This window comes from Pseudomonas sp. B21-012 (assembly GCF_024749305.1).
Taxonomy (GTDB): Bacteria; Pseudomonadota; Gammaproteobacteria; order Pseudomonadales; family Pseudomonadaceae; genus Aquipseudomonas.
In genome coordinates this window covers 2,087,000-2,103,934 of sequence record NZ_CP087197.1, presented here as the reverse complement: position 1 = coordinate 2,103,934, position 16,935 = coordinate 2,087,000, and the positions used below count along the sequence as shown (strand labels likewise).

The window sequence follows — 16,935 nt, the reverse complement described above, 5'->3', positions numbered from 1 at the left end:
TCAAGGCGCGGACGTGGCCACCGTCGCGCTTTCAACCTCGCGAATCACTTGCAAGCGGTACTGCGGATCGGCCTTGATCTGCGCCTCGGTGAACGGAATCACCTGCCACTGCTTGGCCGAGAACGCGCGGGTCTGGTCGCTGGCATGGGCCGAACCCGCTTCGCTGGACTCGGAGAACGCCAGCATCCCCAGCGCATGCGGGCCCTGGTCATCGAAGGTCACCAGTTGCAGGTAGCTGGTACCGCTGACTACCAGGCGCTTGTCGGCGGCGACCGGTACGCTCTGGATTGCGTTGTACACGCCCAGGCTTGCCGGCCCACCGTGGATCGGCGTGCCGTCGGCAGCCTGCTGGATCTGGCCCCAGCGCGCGTCCTCGGCGAAACCGGCCTTGCTCACCTGCGCAACTGAAGCCAGGGCTGCCTCACGCAAGGCGCTGGCCACCTCGGCGCGATCAACGGCCAGCCCGCGCGGCGTGTGTTGCGGATCGGCGGCGTCGAAACCAACACGCCAGATGTCCTTGCGCCCCTGCAAGGCCTGCAAGATATTCTGGAAATGCACCAGGCCAAGGCCACTGTCGAGGTTGGCGCGCAGGTCCCAGGCCTTGAGGCTGGTACACAGCGCGCCGAGCTTGGCATCTGCCGCTTGCGCGGTGCACCAGTTGAGCAGGTCGGGCATGACCAGCTCGGCGACATACACCTGGTTGTCCATGACCATCTGCTGCAGGTCCGCCGGGCTGATCTTGCCCTTCTCGCTCAGGCTCGCCAGGCGCTGCAGGGCAAAGCGGCTGCGCGGGCCCAAGGGTTGGTCTTCGCGACTGACCAGCGGCGAATAGCCCTGCAACGGTGTGGCCGGGTTGACCATCCAGGCCGAGTCGTTGGAATGCTGGACGAAGTCCTTGCGGCTCAGGCTCGGCAGCAGTTGCGCGGGGAAGATGCCTGCCTGGGCGGCCCGCGGGTCGACCTTCCAGTTGCAGGCACTGCGCGAACCGTCGAGCACGATCATCTCCTGCCCGGCGGCCGGGTCGCTGCAGCTGGCCAGCAGGTCGGCGTCGACATAGGGCACTACCGACTGATTCAAGTACAGCGCCTGACCCTTGGCGTCCACCGCCAGGGTATTGACCCAGGGAATGCCCTGCAGGCGCTGCACCGAAGCTTGCAGGCTTTTCAGGCTGTCGGCGCGGTTCATCGCATCCCACTGCGCCAGCACCCGGGTGTTTTCGAGGTTGGCATCACGCAGGCTGAAGGCGTACTGCTTGTTCCAGTCCAGACGCCCCGGCCATTGCACGATCGGGCCGAATACCGAGCTGTAGACCTCACGGGTCAGCGGCTTGAGCTGGCCGTCCGCGCCCTTGACCGTCACGTTCAGGCGCTGCTGGGTCAAGGCCTGCGACTTGCCGTCGAGCAGGTAGCGGGTCGGGTCCTTGGGGTCGAGCTCCAGCCGGTACAGGGTGAAGTGCTTGGAGGTGTCGACCGTGTGGGTCCAGGCCAGGTGCTGGTTGAAGCCGATGTTGATCAGCGGCAAGCCCGGCAGGGCCGCGCCCATGGCATCCAGTTTGCCCGGCAGGGTCAGCTGCATCTGATAAAAGCGCATGCCGCCGGCCCAGGGAAAGTGCGGGTTGGCCAGGAGCATGCCGCGACCGTTGAAGGAGCGCTCGGCACCGATGGCCACGGCATTGCTGCCGCGCTCGACAGCAAACTGCTCCTGGCGCAACTGGGCGATGCGCAGGTCGGGGCGCAACTGGGCGACGACATTCGGCGGTGTGGCCCCGGCCAGTGCTTCGGCGAACTGGCCAACACCGCCTTCGACCAGCAAGCGGCGAGTCAGCTTGACCAGGTCGAGGGTGGTGATCGGCCGTAGCCATTCGGCCTGCAGGCACTGCACGCCCTGCCCCTGGGCCTTGAACTCGGCCAGCGCGCGGTTGTAGCCCTTGGCATAGCCTTCGAGCCGTGCACGCATGGCCGGCGGTTGTGCCTGCCAGAAGCCGAACACCGCCGTTGGCGTATTCAGCCAATTGAAGAACAGGTCGCTGGGCAGGTTTTCGCGCTGCTCGAAGGTGCGCTGTTCTGGCCCGAAGTAACGCGAACGCTCGCCATTGACGGTGACCACCTCGTTAGCCAGCAGGCACAGGTTGTCTTGTGCATAGGCATAGCCGATACCGTACCCCAAGCCCTGTTCGTCCCTGGCCAGGATGTGCGGCACGCCGTAACTGCTGCGGCGGATTTCAGCGCTGGCATCACCCGGCGCCACGCGCGCCTGGACGGACAGGCTCAGGCCGGCAAGCAGCCCGGCCATACAAAGGGTCGCTAAGGGAAAGGGCTTGATCACGCGCACTCCAGCTCAATCAGGGGAAAGGTCGTCCTGACTGAACGAAATACGCCAAATAAATTTACCGGTTTGCGCCGCTCAATACGTCTTTAGAGGGTGAGGCTGAAGATTTTTTTCATCAGGTACTGCAGTTTTGCCGCGCTCATTCGTCTTATAGGTGTAGGCAAACACTTTTGCTTACCTGGACAGGCCAAGAAATGGAGCATTCACATGTACAACCAGCCACAGCCAGCGCTAACCGCTGGCCCTGGACGCACAAAGAGCCAACCGGTGACTGCAAGAACCGAAGCCGGCGAGCACGAGCGCCCTGGCAATGAACACATCCGCGAGCTGCTCAAGGCCTTTGGCCTGCGCACCAGCCTGATCCGCCTGAAGGTCATCGATGCCCTGCACATGGCCGATCGCGATGGCCGCAGTATCGGCGTGCGCGGGGTCCACAGCCAGCTCGAACAGCTGGATATTCCGCTGTCGTTCCTCAGCGTTCGCGAAGTGCTCAAGCGTTTGTGCGCCGAAGGCGTGATCAGCCTGGGCAACGACAAGTGCTACAGCCTCAACCCCCAGGCCCGCGCGGTACTGGAGCAAGCCACCTGCCGTTGAGCGACCGGCCGGCGCGCAGCCGGCCGCGCTTACCGCCTCAGGGCTTGACCTTGCGGCGCATGATGCCGTTGACCACCACCACAACCACCGCCACGGCAATGGCGATGTACTGGAACACTTGCTCGCTGATGGTGCCCTGCTTTTGCAGGTAGGACAGTCCGAGCATGATCCCCAGCACCAGCAGGGAGATCAGGATGGAGTATTTCAGGCGTTGACCTTGAGTCATGGGTAGTTCCTTGCGACATCGGCGAAAAGCCCCGAAGCGGGCCGAGCGCATGATACAACGTCACCCACAGACAGCGGACTATTTCCCGCTTCTGCCCGCCCCGCAGCATTGCCAACATGGCTTCCCGGACGACTGCCCAGACCAACGCAAGGATTACCATGTCGATGCGAACCCTGCTGCTCAGCCTGGCGCTGCTCGGCCCCCTCAATGCCCATGCCCTGCCCACCGAATCCCAACCTCAGGCTTTGCTGCTGGAGCTGGCTGCACAATTGGCGCACAGCGCCGGCAGTAGCCAGTGGCAACAACTCTGGCAACGCAGCCGACAGGCCGGGCATCTGCACAGCAACCCGCACACCGAGCATTTCGATGTGCCCCAGGCACAAATTCCGGCACTGGTAGCCAGCACCCTGGCCAGCGCCGATCAGGCACGACCGTTGAAGCAGACGCAGGTGCGCTATCGCCGCGACTTTCACCCCAGGGTCATCGGCAAGGCTGGCACGCAGGCGTTGACCGCCCTGTGCGTGTGGGTCGACTGGCGCAGTTTCCCCGAACAGGGCGTCAGCCATCCAACTCCCTATCTGGGCCAGGTCAGCCTGTTGCTGGCGCGCCCTTGCGAGTAAGCATGGGTGGCTCAACCTGGGAAGGTCACCATCGCCCTGGCAACCGGTAATCAAGGCGTTGCGCTTACGTCGCAATTCATTTCCCACCCATCGGCATGGTTCGTCCTACAGAAAGCGTACATAAAGCCCTCCCTTGCCGCCCCACTTGCTGCCTAGCCCGCCTTCCGCCCAGTAGCCGAGAATCCAGCTCAAGCCACGACAGACAGATGCGATTTGTCGCATTGACGCTGCCTGCAATGGCCCTAGCTGCCTGGCACGGATCATCAAGGTGCCGAACTATCGCCTACAAGGAAGTCACCATGGAACTGAGCGACCTGAAACGTATCGATATCGAACAACTGCCCCACTCGCTGCAGATGCTGATCGAATGCCTGGGCATCGAGAATGCCTACAACCTGACCTGCGCCTTTGGCGGGCGCCCCAAGTACATCCCCAAGCACCGCGAACGCACCGCACTGGCGGAAATTCTCCCGGCGCCGGCGCTGGATGCGCTGATCAAGCGCTTCGCCGGCATGGCCCTGGAGATCCCCAAGGTTGACCATTTTCTGCGCCAGCTGCGCAACCAGCAAATCCAGCAGGAAAGCGCCGACGGTCTGTCACGTAGCATGCTCGCCAACAAGTACGGATTGAGCCTGCGCCAGATCGGCAATATCCGTCGCCAGGAATCCTGCCCGCGCTAAACGTCATCGACTTGAGCCGATAACTCCGGCATTCAAGGCAACCCCGCACAATGATGTGCAGTCAAGACAAGGAAATCTCTGATGGCAACAATCGACAATGGCCTGATCGGCTCGGTAATGAACGCCTTGCCACTGGATCGGATGATCTCGGGACCTCTGCAGGCGATGATCCAGGCACAGATTTCGGCAAGCAAGTCGTACGCCGACTTTCTTATGGGCGTGTGCATCCAGAATGGCAAAGCCGTCGCCATTCAATTCGACTACGACGAAACCATCACCGATGAACAAGGGGTGTACAAGGGAACTGTCTCGAAGAAGATGCAGATCCCGCTGCTGGCAGCGGTCACTCACCCCAACATCGTCATCGAAGAAGGCAACATCGAATTCGAACTGACCATCAGCCAGCAAGCCGAAAGCACCGAAGAGAGCGGCAAAGAGGCAAGTTTCGGCGCGTCGCTGGGCTGGGGCAAATTCAGGCTCAATGTCAAAGGCCAGGTCAGCCACAGATCCACTCAAACTCGCAAAACCGATACCCGTGCACGTTACGCCTTCAACACCAAGGTACGCCGCCAGGACCCACCCGAGGCGTTGATGCGGGTCATCGACTTTCTCACCGACGCTGCGACCAAGCCTGTGGTCATGGCCGATGCCACCGCGCAAAACCTCGATGCGATGCCGGTTTCGGCACTGCCGATGCCTGACGAACAGGAAAGCCGCAAAGAAACAGCTATCTGATCGTGCAGCATAAATAAAAACCCAGGCCTCTCATGCTCGAGAGGCCTGCTGACGAGCACAAGGAGTGGGAACGATTGGACCAAACCTCGGCAGTGAACGCCCCCATTACCGCCAGCGACCTCTGTGATATTACCCGCGGCCTGCAGGAAGCCGCTGCGGCCACCAACCACCTGATTGCCCAGCAGTACATCAAGCTGTTCGACCAGTTTTTCGACTACGACGCCGAGGCGCTGGGCGCGCCGATGAAAGCCAAGATGGTCGAAGTGGCAATGGATGACCAGCACACCATGCAGATCCCGCTGATCGCGCTGGTGTCGCCGCGCGGGCTGGCACTGGAGCGCATGCAGGTCGACCTGTCGGTACGGATTCAAAACACCGAGACCACCGATGCCAGTGAAAACCTGCAGCGCGAACGCTTCTATGTGACGGTCGGCAGCCAGGGCAAACGCAACGGCGATGCCGCACGCGACCCCGATGAAGTACAGATCCGCATGCAGTTCCAGGCCTGTGAGCCACCGGAAGCGTTGAACCGGCTGATCGAGGAGTACACCAGCCTGATCACTCCGCAGCGGGTGTCCACGCCGGCCCAACCCACGGTCGACAGCAACGAGTTCATCGCAGCGGCGACCGTGCGCTGAGCATTGGCGCCTCTAGAAATCACGTTTGTAGAAGATATCCAGAGAGCTGGCCAGGCCACTGGCCGCCTCCAGGTAAACCTTCTTACTGAGCTTGTAGCGCAAGGCGATGGTGTTGGCCGGCTCGAACACACCCACCCCGTAACGCAGGCTCAAGCGCTCGGTCAGGTTACCGCTGGCGACCACCGCCGTGTTGTTGCCGCTGCCCTGGGTGTCGAGCTGGAAGTCATCGATGCCCAGGCTCGAGGCCAGGCTGCCGGTGATCCCGGCACTGCCCGCCAGGCCCAGGCCGAGCGCCGCTTCGGCGAGCATGTTGTTATCTTCGCCGGTAGTGCCCAGCGGCCGGCCGAGCACCAGGTAGGACAAGGCCTGCTCCTGGCTCATGGCCGGCTCCGAAAACACCTGGGTGGTGGGCTGCTCGGCGCTGCCGCTCAAGCGGATGCCGGCAATCACGTCATCGGTCTTGCGAATTGCCTCGATGTCCAGGTACGGCTGATCGATAGGGCCGGCAAACAGCAAGCGCGCACGGCGGATGGTCAGGCGCTGGCCATAGGCACGGTAGCGACCATCGGCCAGGCTCAGTTCGCCGCGGGTATCGAGGTTGTCGCCGATATGCACGTGTCCGAGCAGGTTGGCGGTAAGGCCAAAGCCACTGAACGAGAGCTTGTCCTGGCCCACCTGCACGTCGATATCCATGGCCATGGCCATCGGCGCTTTGCCCTCCTCGGTCTGGTGACCGAGGATCACCGTGTCATCGGAGACCTTGACCGTCGACGGCGGCAGTTCACGCACGGTGATCTTGCCCTTGGGCACCAGCACCTTGCCAGTCACCGCAAGCTTGTCGTCAATCAGGCTGATTTTCAGGTCCGGGGCCACTTCGAGGGCCGCATAGGGTTCGACGTTGACCGGCAGGCGCTGACCCTGCAGCGCCAGGTTTACAGCCAGGGCCTGGCCCCAGCCGATCTGCCCGTTCAGGCTGCCCTGGCCGCTTTCGCCGCTTTTCCAGCTGCCGTTGAGCTGGACCTGTTCGCCGGCGATCAACGCTTGCAGTTGCAGGTCCTGAAGGCTGATCGGCAGCTCGGCACCGCTGATTTCGCCATGTACAAGGTTCAGGCTGCCATTGACCTGAGGCGCCAGCAAAGTGCCAGACAGGCGCCCGCTGCCATTGAGCTGGCCATTCAAACGCTCGACCATCGGCGCAAACGGACGGCCGATGGCCAGGTCCAGGCCGCTGAGGCGGAAGTCACCGCTCAACGGTTTGTTCTTTGCCAACGGGTCAAGCCGGGTATTGACCGCCAGCTCGCCGAGCTTGTCACCGTGAAAGTCCAGGCGGGTATCGATGCGCCGCGGGCCCAGGGTGCTTTGCAGGCGCAGGGTCTGGTAGGGGAAGTCCAGCCATTGGTCCTTTTCACGCACGCGCAAGGTGCCGCCGCTGGCATCGATGAGGATGGTGCCCTTGGGCCCGCTGGCCGGCACTTCGAGGTTGATGTCGGCATTGAGCAGACCCTGCCAGGCAAAATCCTTGGGCAACCACTGCGCCAGGCTCTGCAGCGGGAACTGCTTGAGGTGATAGCGCAGGCGTGGCTCGGGCGCCAGGCGCTGGTCTTCGCCGCACAGGCTGGCCTGGCCGGAACGCCAGCAATGGGCGCCGAAATCCACCTGGCCGCTGGCCAGGCGCTGCAGTTTTGCCGGAGCCTGCAGGCGCCAGTCCTGGCCACCGGCCTGGATTTCGCCGCTTGCCAGGCGCCCGCGCCAGTTGCCCTTGTCCAGTTGCCCATCCAGGCCCAGGTCAAGCTTGAGCTGCGGCCCGTCCAGGGCCAGTTGCAGCTTTTGCTGACGAACATCACCGCTGCCCTTGGCCGTGAGCATCCCCAGGCTGGTATCGCCCAGGCGAATACTGCCGGCCTCAAGGTCGATGAGTGCACGTTGGGCGTTGTCCAGACGTGCATCCAGGCTCAGGCGCTGCACGCGATTGTCAGCCTGGGCCAGTTGCTGGCCCTGCAGAACGAAGCTGCCTTGGGGGGCCTGCAAGGTACCGGCAACCTCCAGGCGGCCCTTGACCTGGCCTTGCAGCTGCGGCCAGAGCTGGCCCAGGCGTGGCAGGTTGATATCGATCTGACCGGCCAGACGCTGTTGCAGGCTGCCGCTGCCATTGATGTGGTTGTCGCCCAGGCGGATGTCCAGGGTGCCCAGGGTCCATTGCTGCCCTGCCCCTTGCGCCAGCGCTTTGAGCACAGCGGGCTGGCCACGCAGTCGACCCTTGAGGTCAAGCTCGGCATCCAGACGCAACTCGCCGTTTTTCATCTCGCCCTTGCTGCGCAAGGGGCCAGCCAGGGTGCCGGGCAACTCGGCCAGCCAGTACGCCGGGTTCAGCGCCGACAGCTCCAGCGCGGCATCCCAGGCCACGCCATCGGCAAACTGCACGCCGACACTACCGGTGGCCTTGCCTTGGCCCGCGCTCAACTGAAGCTGCGCCAGGCTGACTTGCTTGAGGTCGCCCTTGAACGGGCTACTGAGGCTGAAGGTGCCTGCCGGGCCGTCCAGGTCGCCGTTGAATTCGCCCTGGTAGTTGCCATCGCGGTATTGCACCTGGCCGGTGAAGCGGCGCAAGGAAACTTCCGGTGCCGGGTCCATGGGATACAGGCGCAGCCAGGGAAAATCCAGCCAGTCGATGCTGGCGTCTGCGCTCAGGCCTTGCTGCCAGTCGGCCTTGGCCTTGAGCTTGAGCGCCTGCTCGGCGCTGGCACTGAGGTCCAGGGCGCTGACTTCTGCACCCTTGGCATCAACCCGGCCTTGCAGCTTGAGCGCCACCGGGCCCTGTTCGGCAGGCAGGCTGGCTGAACCGAGCAGTTGATAGCCGTTTTGCAGGTTGCCCTTGGCGCTCAGTTGCAACTGGTTCAGTTGCAAGGTGTCGGGCAACGCGGCCGAAGGTTTGAACGCCTCGCTGCTGATCTGCAGTTGCGCTGGCAGATTCTGCGCCAGTGCCTGCAGCTCGCCGCTCAGGCGCGCTTGCAGATAACCGCTGCTGTCAGCCGTGAGCTTGAGGGTTTTCTGCAGGTCGCCGTCGACCTGCAACGCCAGTTGCCAGGGTTGCCCGTCGACACTGGGCAACTGCAGTTGCCCCTGGGCCTGCAACGGCCAATCGGCTTCGGGCTTGAGCAGGCCCTGCAGGTTCAGCTTCAGATCATCGCGCTGCAGTTGCAGGCTGTCGATCTGCAGCCCGCCGGTGGTCCAGTGCGCGGCCAGTTGCAACTGGCTGAGCTGTTCGTTGCCATCCAGGCGTAGCTGGCCGATGCGCACACTGCCAAGCTCAATGGCCAGCGGCAGCTTGAGTTGCGGCAGTTGCAACGGCCCGCTGTCGGGCTTCGGCTCGCCAGGGGCGAAGGCCAGGTTGACCTGATCGGCTTGCAGCTGCTCGATGCACAGGGTCATGCGCAGCAGGCAGGCCGGCGACCAGGCCAATGCCGGCGCGACCAGCTCGACGCGATCGCCGCCTTGTTCCCACAGCAAGCGCTCGGCCTGCCACTGCCCGGCCAGGCGGCCCTGAAAGTTATCCAGTTGCAGCCCCGGCACCAGCCCCAGTGCCCAGCGGCTGCCGGCCTGAGTACCGAGCACCAGGCCGACACCCAGCACCAGCAACAGCAGCAAGGCCAGCAGGCCAAGAACGATGAATTTGATAACCCGACTCACAGTTCCGGCCCCATGGAGAAGTGCAAACGCAAACCGCCGTCGTCGTCCAGCGCGCGGGCCAGATCCAGACGCAGCGGCCCGACCGGAGACACCCAGCGCACACCGATACCGACACCGGTCTTGAGGCTGGGAAGCTCCAGATTGTTGAATGAGTTGCCCTGGTCGACGAAGGTCGCCACCCGCCATTTCTCGGCAACCGAATACTGGTACTCGGCGCTGGCGGCCACCAGGTAACGGCCGCCGATGCGATCGCCATCGGAGTTCTTAGGCGACAGGGTCTGATAATCGTAGCCCCGCACGCTCTGGTCACCACCTGCGAAGAAGCGCAGCGACGGCGGAACGGAATTCTTGTAGCTGTTGGTGGCGCTACCGCCGAACTGCACACGGCCGAGGAAGCGATGGTTCTGGCCGAGGGTGGTCAGGCCCTTTAGCAACACATTGGCGTGCAGCAGGTTGGTGTCGGACACCAGCCCCTCCTTGGCTGCCTGTACATCGAACTGCAAGCGGTACCCGTTATGCGGGTCGATACGGTTGTCACTGCGCAGGTAGGAATAGCTGATGCCGGGCATCAGCAGGTTGCTCAGGCCCGAGTCGTCACCGAGTTTGTACTCTTCGCGCTGGTACTTGAGCGAAATGACCCGCTGCCAGCCGCTGGGCAGTTTGCTGTGCCATTCCGGGCCGACCGTGAGCAGCTTGCTCACGGTGTCGGTGCCGGCGATTTCTTCATTCTGGTAGCCGCCGGCAAAACGCAGTTTGTCGGTCAGCGGCGGGTCGAGCGGAATGTCGTACCACAGGCCGACGTTCTGCCGCGGCGCCGACAGCTCGGTCTCCCAGCCATAACTATGGCCTTGCGGGTTGACCCAGTGGCGGGTCCAGTTGGCCTTGCCGCGCGGCCCGACGTCGGTCGAAAAACCCAGGCCCAGGCCCATGGTCCGTGGCTTGCGGGTGTCGAGTTGGACAGCCACCGGGATGCTCTGCTCGACCGCGGCAGTGGGCGCGGCATCGACCCGTACGCCTTCGAAGTAGCCGCTCGATTGCAGGGCGTTGTTGAGCTCGGCGATCAGCTCGGAATCGTAGGGGGTGTCGGCCTTGAACGGCACCATGCGTTGCAGCAGGTCTTCATCGAGCGGTGTATCGCCGGCGAAGCTGACCTTGCCCAGGCGGTAGCGCGGGCCGCTGGCGTAGATCAGCTCGATGTCGGCGACACCGGCCTGGGGATCGACCGCCAGGCGCTGGCGAACGAAATGGCCGCTGAAAAAGCCATAGCGCGAGGCCTGGTTCTGGATCAGGCGCTTGGCGTCTTCGTAATGGCCATGGTTGAGCACCGCGCCTGAGCGCAGCGCCTTGCTGTCGGGAATGCGAAAGGCCTTGAGCTCGCTGGCCGGGCCGTCGATACGGATGGTCACATCACGCAAGTGCACCGGCTCGCCGGGATCGATGCTCAATACCAGTTGCGGGCCCTTGTCGGCCTTGGCCGCTGGCTTGACCTCGCTGTCGATCTGCGCCTGGTAATAGCCCAAGGCCTGGGAGGCCTTGCGCGCCTGCTCGACTGCGCCGCGGCTGAAGCGCAGCAGCGCCTCTTCATCGCGTTTACCAAGGCTGCCGATATAGCCTTCGACATTGGCCTTGAGTTCGTTATTGGCAGGTTTGACCCGGACCACCAGCTCGCTTTGCGCATACGCGCCGATGCTGGCAACCCATAGAATCAAACCGCAGGTGAATCGTCCTGAATACGTCATAGGCGCGGATGCTACCAGAGCTTGGCGGCAGCATGGAGCCCGAGGTTTTCCTCGCCGTTGCGCAATTCAGGCCGAAGCCTGTTGCGAAGACTGCGGATTGGGGTGAAAGAACACGTGTTCGTGGACCGGTCCTACAGCGATCTCGCCAATTTCCTGATAGCCCTGTCGATGATAGAACGCCAGGTAGTGCTCGTTGCCGGTGTCCAGCACCACCCCCTCGGAATGCTCATCCACGGCACACCAATCGTGCACAGCCTGTAACAATTGTTCGCCGTAGTGCTTGCCCTGAAACTGCGGATGGATCCCCAACAGTGGCAACACATGCACCGCATCACTGGGCAGACAGGCCATCAGTGCGGCCTGGTAGTCCAAATAACGGCGGGTGCAGCGAAAGCCGGTGCTGAGCACCATGCGCATGCGCCAGGCCCAGCTTTCGGTGATGCCCAGGCGTCGCTGCGGCGGGGCGATCAGGGCAATGCCGACCAGCCGGTCTTCGACCAGCAGGCCGATGGCGGGCAGGTCCTGGAGAAAATGCTGGTTGACCAACTCGCGCACCGTGGCGCGTATGCGCTGGTCGAACCCCGGACGCCGGGCCTCGAACAGAAAGGCAAAGGTCGGTTCGTGGCGATAGGCGTGATACAGCAGGGAGCGCGCCTCGCGGCTGTAGCCGCCATCGAGCAGACGGACTTCAGCCGGTGCGGCAGTCGATTCGGGCATGCTGGCAAACCTCCGGAAATGGGCATTCATTGCCTTTGAGGTGTTCGCGGTGCCAACGTTCACCTCGTGGCACAGGTTAGCAACCTATCGAGTGGCTCGCCACGCTGGCCGGCGCCGCCGATGTCGGCTAGCATCCTGGGTTTTACCAGGATTGTGCTGCCCATGAAGATCGTCTCGTTCAACATCAATGGCCTGCGCGCCCGGCCCCACCAGTTGGCGGCGTTGATCGAAAAGCACCAGCCCGACGTCATCGGCCTGCAGGAAACCAAGGTCAGCGACGAGCAGTTCCCGCTCGCCGACGTCCAGGCCCTGGGTTATCACGTGCACTTTCATGGCCAGAAGGGCCACTACGGCGTCGCCCTGCTCTCGCGCCAGGCGCCACTGAGCCTGCACAAGGGCTTCAGCAGCGATGAAGAAGACGCCCAACGGCGCTTCATCTGGGGCACCTTTGCCGATGCCGATGGCACGCCGATCACCATCATGAACGGCTACTTCCCCCAGGGCGAAAGCCGCGACCACCCGACCAAGTTCCCGGCCAAGCAGCGTTTCTACAGCGATCTGCAGGCACTGCTGGAAACCCGGTTCCAGAACGACCAGCCGTTGCTGGTAATGGGTGATGTAAACATTTCGCCAGAAGACTGCGACATCGGCATCGGCGCCGACAACGCCAAGCGCTGGCTGAAGACCGGTAAATGCAGCTTCCTGCCGGAAGAGCGCGAGTGGATGGCGCGCCTGAAAAACTGGGGCCTGGTCGACAGCTTCCGCCACCTGCACCCGGAAGTCGCCGACCGTTTCAGCTGGTTCGACTACCGCAGCCGCGGCTTTGAAGACGAGCCCAAGCGCGGCCTGCGCATCGACCTGATCATGGCCTCCCAGGCGCTGCTGCCGCGGATCAAGGACGCCGGCGTCGACTATGACTTGCGCGGCATGGAAAAGCCTTCGGACCATGCGCCGATCTGGCTTGAATTGAACTGATAAACGCTCCCACAGGCTTTGTAGGAGCGGGCTTGCCCCGCGATGCGATCTGGCAGACAGCATGCTATCGCGGGGCAAGCCCGCTCCTGCCACAGCCTGTCATCCCCCGGTCACATGGCTGTCTTAATCTCCCGGCACACCCTTTGCCCATGAGTGCCAGACGGCATGTTGCGCCACCTCTCCCTGCTTGTGCTTTGCCTGCTCCCGCTGATTGGCGCCGCTGACCCGCAGGCGCAATTGCGTATTCAGGGTTCCAACACCATCGGCGCCGCGCTGGCACCGGCGCTGGTCTCAGGTTTGCTCGCGCAGCAAGGCGCCAGCGCCATCAGCATCGTCAGCAGCGACGCCGCCAACGAGCTTCAGGTCCGTGCCCTGGACAGCAACGGCCAGGCCTTGCGCATCGACGTCGCCGCCCACGGTTCCAGTACTGGCTTCACTGCACTCAAATCCGGCCAAGCGGAGCTGGCGGCTTCCTCACGTCCGATCAAGCCAGCCGAACTGAACGAGCTGCAAGCGCTGGGCGACCTTAATAGTGCCGCCGCCGAGCAGATCATTGCCCTGGACGGCGTCGCGGTGATCGTCCACCCCGACAACCCGCTGCCGCAATTGACCACCACCCAGCTGGCGCAGATCTTCTGCGGGCAGATCGACCGCTGGGAGCAACTGGGCATCGGCAGCGGCCCGATCAACCTGTACGCCCGCGATGACCGCTCCGGCACCTTCGAGACCTTCAAAGCGCTGGTCCTCGACCCGGCACGGCAAGCCCTGGCCGACCGCACCAAACGTTTCGAATCGGCGGAGCAACTGGCCAGCCAGGTGCTCGGCGATCGCCAGGCCATCGGCTTCAGCAGCCTGGCCACGGTGCACGGCGCCAAGGTCGTGGCGATTGCCGACGGTGAGTCCCAGGCCATGCTGCCGACAGCGGCGCTGGTGGCCAGCGAAGACTATCCGCTGTCGCGCCGGTTGTTCTTTTACTTGCCCCCCGACCAGGCCAACCCCCTGGCCCGCGCCTTGGTCGAGTTCGCCCAAAGCCCCCAGGGCCAGGCCATCGTCACCGGCAGCGGCTTCGTCGGCCAGCAGGTGCAGAGCATCAAGGTTCAGCCCCGTACCGACATGCCGCGCCGCTACCTGGGCCTTGCCAATGATGCCCGGCGCCTGTCGGTCAACTTCCGCTTCCAGGAGGGTAACGCCAGCCTCGACAACAAGGCCCTGCGCGACGTGCAGCGGGTAGTCCAGTACCTGCAGGCGCAGCACAAGCTGAGTAACAGGGTGGTGCTGGTGGGCTTTGGTGATGCCAAGGATGACCCGCAGCGCGCCGCCCTGCTCTCGCGGCTGCGGGCCATGGCAGTGCGCCGGGAACTGGCTCGTAGTGGTGTCGAGTTGCGCGAAATAATCGGCCTGGGTGACGAACTGCCAGTGGCGGCGAACACCGCCGAACAAGGGCGGATCCGCAATCGGCGGGTCGAGGTGTGGGTCTACTGAGCCACTGCCTGCCAGGCGGGGCAATCAATTGTTACAGCCTCGATTGGGCGCCCTGGTTCTCCGGGTCTAGGCTTGTCCCTAGTGACGCCGGGCCCCTCTGACGGCTGCCAAGCCGCCATGTCGGAGTCACTGTTGCTCAGCAACGTCGACATTAAGGAGGGGCTCATGGCAGCTCTACAGGTATTTCTCGACAACGACTTCCTCGGCACCAGCCTGTGGTTCTGGCTGGCCTTTCTCGGCATCGTCCTGACCCTGCTGGTACTGGACCTGGGCGTGCTGCACCGCAAGCTGCACGAAATCGAAATGCGCGAGAGCCTGCTGCTGTATGGCGGCTATTTCAGCGTCGGGGTGCTGTTCGGCGTGTGGGTGTGGTTCGAGCTGGGCGCGCAGAAGGCCCTGGAGTTCTACACCGGCTTTCTCATCGAGCAGTCGTTGTCGATGGACAACGTGTTCGTCATGGCGATGATCTTCAGCTTCTTCGCCATCCCTCGCCGCTATCAGCACCGGGTGCTGTTCTGGGGGATTCTCGGCGTGGTGGTGCTGCGGGCGATCATGATCGGCCTGGGCAGTGCGCTGGTGCAGGAGTTCGAGTGGATCCTCTACGTGTTCGGCGCCTTCTTGCTGTTCACCGGGGTAAAGATGCTGTTCTCCAGCGAAGATTCCCACCCGGACCTGGCCAACAACCCGGTGCTGAAGTTCGTCCGGCGTCATATGCGGGTAACCGACGAGATCCACGGCCCGCGCTTTTTCGTGCACATCACCCCGCCCGGGCAGAGCAAGGCACTGCGCTATGCCACGCCGTTGTTCCTGGCCCTGGTGCTGATCGAGCTGGCCGACCTGGTGTTCGCCGTCGACAGCGTGCCGGCGATCTTTGCCATCACCCAGGACCCGTTCATTGTCTACACCTCGAACATCTTCGCGATTCTCGGGTTAAGGGCGCTGTACTTTGCCCTGGCGGCGCTGATGCACCGCTTCATCTACCTCAAGTACGCGCTGGCGCTGGTGCTGGTGTTCATTGGCGGCAAGATCTTCTACCACGGCCTGATTGGTGCAGTGCCGCCGATGCTGTCACTGGCGGTGACCATTGCCCTGCTCAGCGGTGGCGTGCTGGTTTCGCTGTTCTCGACCCGTGCACAGGGCAAGCCCGCCGCCGACAAGGAGGCGGACTTGCACGGCAAGCATCAATGACTGCTACGGAGCATTTCCTTGGGCACGTACTTGCCGATCTCGTACTTGCCGATCGCCGCGCGGTGCACTTCGTCCGGGCCGTCGGCCAGGCGCAGGGTGCGCTGCATGGCGTACATGTAGGCCAGCGGGAAGTCGCCCGAGACACCGGCGCCGCCGTGGATCTGGATCGCCCGGTCGATAACCTTCAGCGCCACGTTCGGCGCCACCACCTTGATCTGGGCGATTTCGCTGCGGGCGACCTTGTTACCGACGGTGTCCATCATGTAGGCAGCCTTGAGGGTCAGCAGCCGGGCCATGTCGATTTCCATCCGCGAATCGGCAATCTTGTCAACGTTGCCTCCCAGGCGCGCCAGAGGCCGGCCGAAGGCGGTACGTTCCACCGAGCGCTTGCACATCAGCTCAAGGGCCCGCTCGGCCATGCCGATCGAACGCATGCAGTGGTGGATGCGCCCCGGGCCCAGGCGCCCCTGGGCGATCTCGAAACCGCGGCCCTCGCCGAGCAGCACGTTCTCGTAAGGCACGCGCACGTTCTCGAACAGCACTTCGGCGTGGCCATGGGGCGCGTCGTCGTAGCCGAACACCGGCAGCGGCCGGACGATCTTTACCCCGGGGGTATCGGTAGGCACGAGGATCATCGAGTGCTGCTGGTGCCGCGGGCCTTCCGGGTTGCTCAGGCCCATGAAGATCATGATCTTGCAGCGCGGGTCGCAGGCGCCGGAGGTCCACCACTTGCGGCCGTTGATCACCCACCCGTCACCGTCACGCACGGCGCGGGCGGCCATGTTGGTGGCGTCGGACGAGGCCACGTCCGGCTCGGTCATGGCGAATGCCGAGCGGATGTCGCCGCGCAGCAGCGGTTCGAGCCACTGGCGCTTCTGCTCTTCGTTGGCGTAGCGCACCAGCACTTCCATGTTGCCGGTGTCCGGCGCCGAGCAGTTGAACGGCTCGGGGCCGAGCAACGAGCGGCCCATGATCTCGGCCAGGGGGGCATATTCGAGGTTGGTCAGGCCCGCGCCCAGCTCCGACTCCGGCAAAAACAGGTTCCACAAACCCTCGGCCTTGGCCTTGGCCTTGAGCGCTTCCATGATCGCGGTCGGCTGCCAGCGATCGCCTTCGGCAACCTGGCGCTCGAACACCGCTTCGGCGGGATAGACATAGGCATCCATGAACGCCGTGACACGTTCACGCAGCGCCTGGACCTTGGGTGAATAGGCGAAATCCATGGGCAGTACCTTCAGTGGAAAGGGATCTGTTATCGATCCTAGATCAGCCGGTAAAATCCACCTAGTCTATTCTCGGCGTGTATAAACATTCATAACCGATATA

The 16,935-nt window shown here is 63.3% G+C and carries 14 protein-coding genes; 8 read left to right on the top strand and 6 right to left on the bottom strand.

The genetic code is table 11. From position 1 onward, the window contains the following. On the bottom strand, positions 1-2,292 hold the full coding sequence (locus LOY37_RS09640; RefSeq protein WP_258716725.1) for an acylase: 2,292 nt from the start codon (positions 2,290-2,292) through the stop codon (positions 1-3). Between the two features lie 243 nt (positions 2,293-2,535). Between LOY37_RS09640 and LOY37_RS09635 the strand changes: the two genes are divergently transcribed. Then, positions 2,536-2,922 (top strand): fe2+ zn2+ uptake regulation protein, encoded by a 387-nt coding sequence (locus LOY37_RS09635; RefSeq protein ID WP_045201383.1) that lies wholly within the window; start codon positions 2,536-2,538, stop codon positions 2,920-2,922. A gap of 37 nt (positions 2,923-2,959) precedes the next feature. Here the strand turns inward: LOY37_RS09635 and LOY37_RS09630 are convergent, their stop codons facing one another. After that, on the bottom strand, positions 2,960-3,148 hold the full coding sequence (locus tag LOY37_RS09630) for a hypothetical protein (RefSeq protein WP_093384931.1): 189 nt from the start codon (positions 3,146-3,148) through the stop codon (positions 2,960-2,962). A gap of 158 nt (positions 3,149-3,306) precedes the next feature. On the opposite strand from LOY37_RS09630, the gene LOY37_RS09625 reads away from it, so the two are divergent. The 4 genes from LOY37_RS09625 (at position 3,307) to LOY37_RS09610 (ending at position 5,821) form a co-directional block, all read left to right on the top strand. Further along, positions 3,307-3,768 (top strand): hypothetical protein, encoded by a 462-nt coding sequence (locus tag LOY37_RS09625; protein ID WP_230090834.1) that lies wholly within the window; start codon positions 3,307-3,309, stop codon positions 3,766-3,768. Between the two features lie 299 nt (positions 3,769-4,067). Beyond that, positions 4,068-4,448 (top strand): Mor transcription activator family protein, encoded by a 381-nt coding sequence (locus LOY37_RS09620; RefSeq protein ID WP_258716724.1) that lies wholly within the window; start codon positions 4,068-4,070, stop codon positions 4,446-4,448. 81 nt (positions 4,449-4,529) lie between these two features. Continuing rightward, positions 4,530-5,183 (top strand): DUF2589 domain-containing protein, encoded by a 654-nt coding sequence (locus tag LOY37_RS09615; RefSeq protein WP_258716723.1) that lies wholly within the window; start codon positions 4,530-4,532, stop codon positions 5,181-5,183. A 104-nt stretch (positions 5,184-5,287) separates the two neighbouring features. Further along, positions 5,288-5,821 (top strand): DUF2589 domain-containing protein, encoded by a 534-nt coding sequence (locus LOY37_RS09610; RefSeq protein WP_258717183.1) that lies wholly within the window; start codon positions 5,288-5,290, stop codon positions 5,819-5,821. 12 nt (positions 5,822-5,833) lie between these two features. Here LOY37_RS09610 and LOY37_RS09605 read toward each other — a convergent pair whose 3' ends face one another. From LOY37_RS09605 to LOY37_RS09595, 3 genes are all read right to left on the bottom strand, one after another. After that, positions 5,834-9,508 carry a translocation/assembly module TamB domain-containing protein gene (locus LOY37_RS09605; protein ID WP_258716722.1) on the bottom strand — a complete coding sequence of 1,225 codons (3,675 nt, stop codon included), beginning with the start codon at positions 9,506-9,508 and terminating at the stop codon, positions 5,834-5,836. Continuing rightward, positions 9,505-11,247 carry an autotransporter assembly complex family protein gene (locus tag LOY37_RS09600; protein WP_045201379.1) on the bottom strand — a complete coding sequence of 581 codons (1,743 nt, stop codon included), beginning with the start codon at positions 11,245-11,247 and terminating at the stop codon, positions 9,505-9,507. The genes LOY37_RS09605 and LOY37_RS09600 overlap by 4 nt, the downstream gene beginning before the upstream one ends. 66 nt (positions 11,248-11,313) lie before the next feature. Next, positions 11,314-11,964, bottom strand: coding sequence for an N-acetyltransferase (locus LOY37_RS09595; RefSeq protein ID WP_093384937.1), 651 nt, complete (start codon positions 11,962-11,964; stop codon positions 11,314-11,316). 162 nt (positions 11,965-12,126) lie between these two features. Here LOY37_RS09595 and xthA point away from each other — a divergent pair, with 162 nt between their 5' ends. The 3 genes from xthA (at position 12,127) to LOY37_RS09580 (ending at position 15,609) form a co-directional block, all read left to right on the top strand. After that, positions 12,127-12,939, top strand: a complete 813-nt coding sequence (gene xthA, locus LOY37_RS09590; protein ID WP_258717182.1) for an exodeoxyribonuclease III — start codon at positions 12,127-12,129, stop codon at positions 12,937-12,939. A gap of 165 nt (positions 12,940-13,104) precedes the next feature. Beyond that, a complete protein-coding gene (locus LOY37_RS09585; protein ID WP_258716721.1) occupies positions 13,105-14,421 on the top strand; it encodes a phosphate ABC transporter substrate-binding/OmpA family protein in 1,317 nt (438 codons plus the stop codon). Positions 14,422-14,586: 165 nt separating this feature from the next. Then, positions 14,587-15,609 (top strand): TerC family protein, encoded by a 1,023-nt coding sequence (locus tag LOY37_RS09580; RefSeq protein ID WP_045201375.1) that lies wholly within the window; start codon positions 14,587-14,589, stop codon positions 15,607-15,609. Here the strand turns inward: LOY37_RS09580 and LOY37_RS09575 are convergent. Further along, on the bottom strand, positions 15,603-16,832 hold the full coding sequence (locus tag LOY37_RS09575; protein WP_258716720.1) for an acyl-CoA dehydrogenase: 1,230 nt from the start codon (positions 16,830-16,832) through the stop codon (positions 15,603-15,605). The two genes, LOY37_RS09580 and LOY37_RS09575, sit on opposite strands and share 7 nt — an antisense overlap. Positions 16,833-16,935: the final 103 nt, after the last annotated feature.

Excerpts from the sequence above, each read along its gene's own strand:
- LOY37_RS09625 (WP_230090834.1), top strand. The coding sequence starts at position 3,307 with ATGTCGATGCGAACCCTGCTGCTCAGCCTGGCGCTGCTCGGCCCCCTC.
- LOY37_RS09615 (WP_258716723.1), top strand. The coding sequence starts at position 4,530 with ATGGCAACAATCGACAATGGCCTGATCGGCTCGGTAATGAACGCCTTG.
- LOY37_RS09580 (WP_045201375.1), top strand. The coding sequence starts at position 14,587 with ATGGCAGCTCTACAGGTATTTCTCGACAACGACTTCCTCGGCACCAGC.
- LOY37_RS09620 (WP_258716724.1), top strand. The coding sequence starts at position 4,068 with ATGGAACTGAGCGACCTGAAACGTATCGATATCGAACAACTGCCCCAC.
- LOY37_RS09600 (WP_045201379.1), bottom strand. The coding sequence starts at position 11,247 with ATGACGTATTCAGGACGATTCACCTGCGGTTTGATTCTATGGGTTGCC.
- LOY37_RS09635 (WP_045201383.1), top strand. The coding sequence starts at position 2,536 with ATGTACAACCAGCCACAGCCAGCGCTAACCGCTGGCCCTGGACGCACA.
- LOY37_RS09575 (WP_258716720.1), bottom strand. The coding sequence starts at position 16,832 with ATGGATTTCGCCTATTCACCCAAGGTCCAGGCGCTGCGTGAACGTGTC.
- LOY37_RS09595 (WP_093384937.1), bottom strand. The coding sequence starts at position 11,964 with ATGCCCGAATCGACTGCCGCACCGGCTGAAGTCCGTCTGCTCGATGGC.
- LOY37_RS09640 (WP_258716725.1), bottom strand. The coding sequence starts at position 2,292 with ATGGCCGGGCTGCTTGCCGGCCTGAGCCTGTCCGTCCAGGCGCGCGTG.
- LOY37_RS09630 (WP_093384931.1), bottom strand. The coding sequence starts at position 3,148 with ATGACTCAAGGTCAACGCCTGAAATACTCCATCCTGATCTCCCTGCTG.
- xthA (WP_258717182.1), top strand. The coding sequence starts at position 12,127 with ATGAAGATCGTCTCGTTCAACATCAATGGCCTGCGCGCCCGGCCCCAC.
- LOY37_RS09585 (WP_258716721.1), top strand. The coding sequence starts at position 13,105 with ATGTTGCGCCACCTCTCCCTGCTTGTGCTTTGCCTGCTCCCGCTGATT.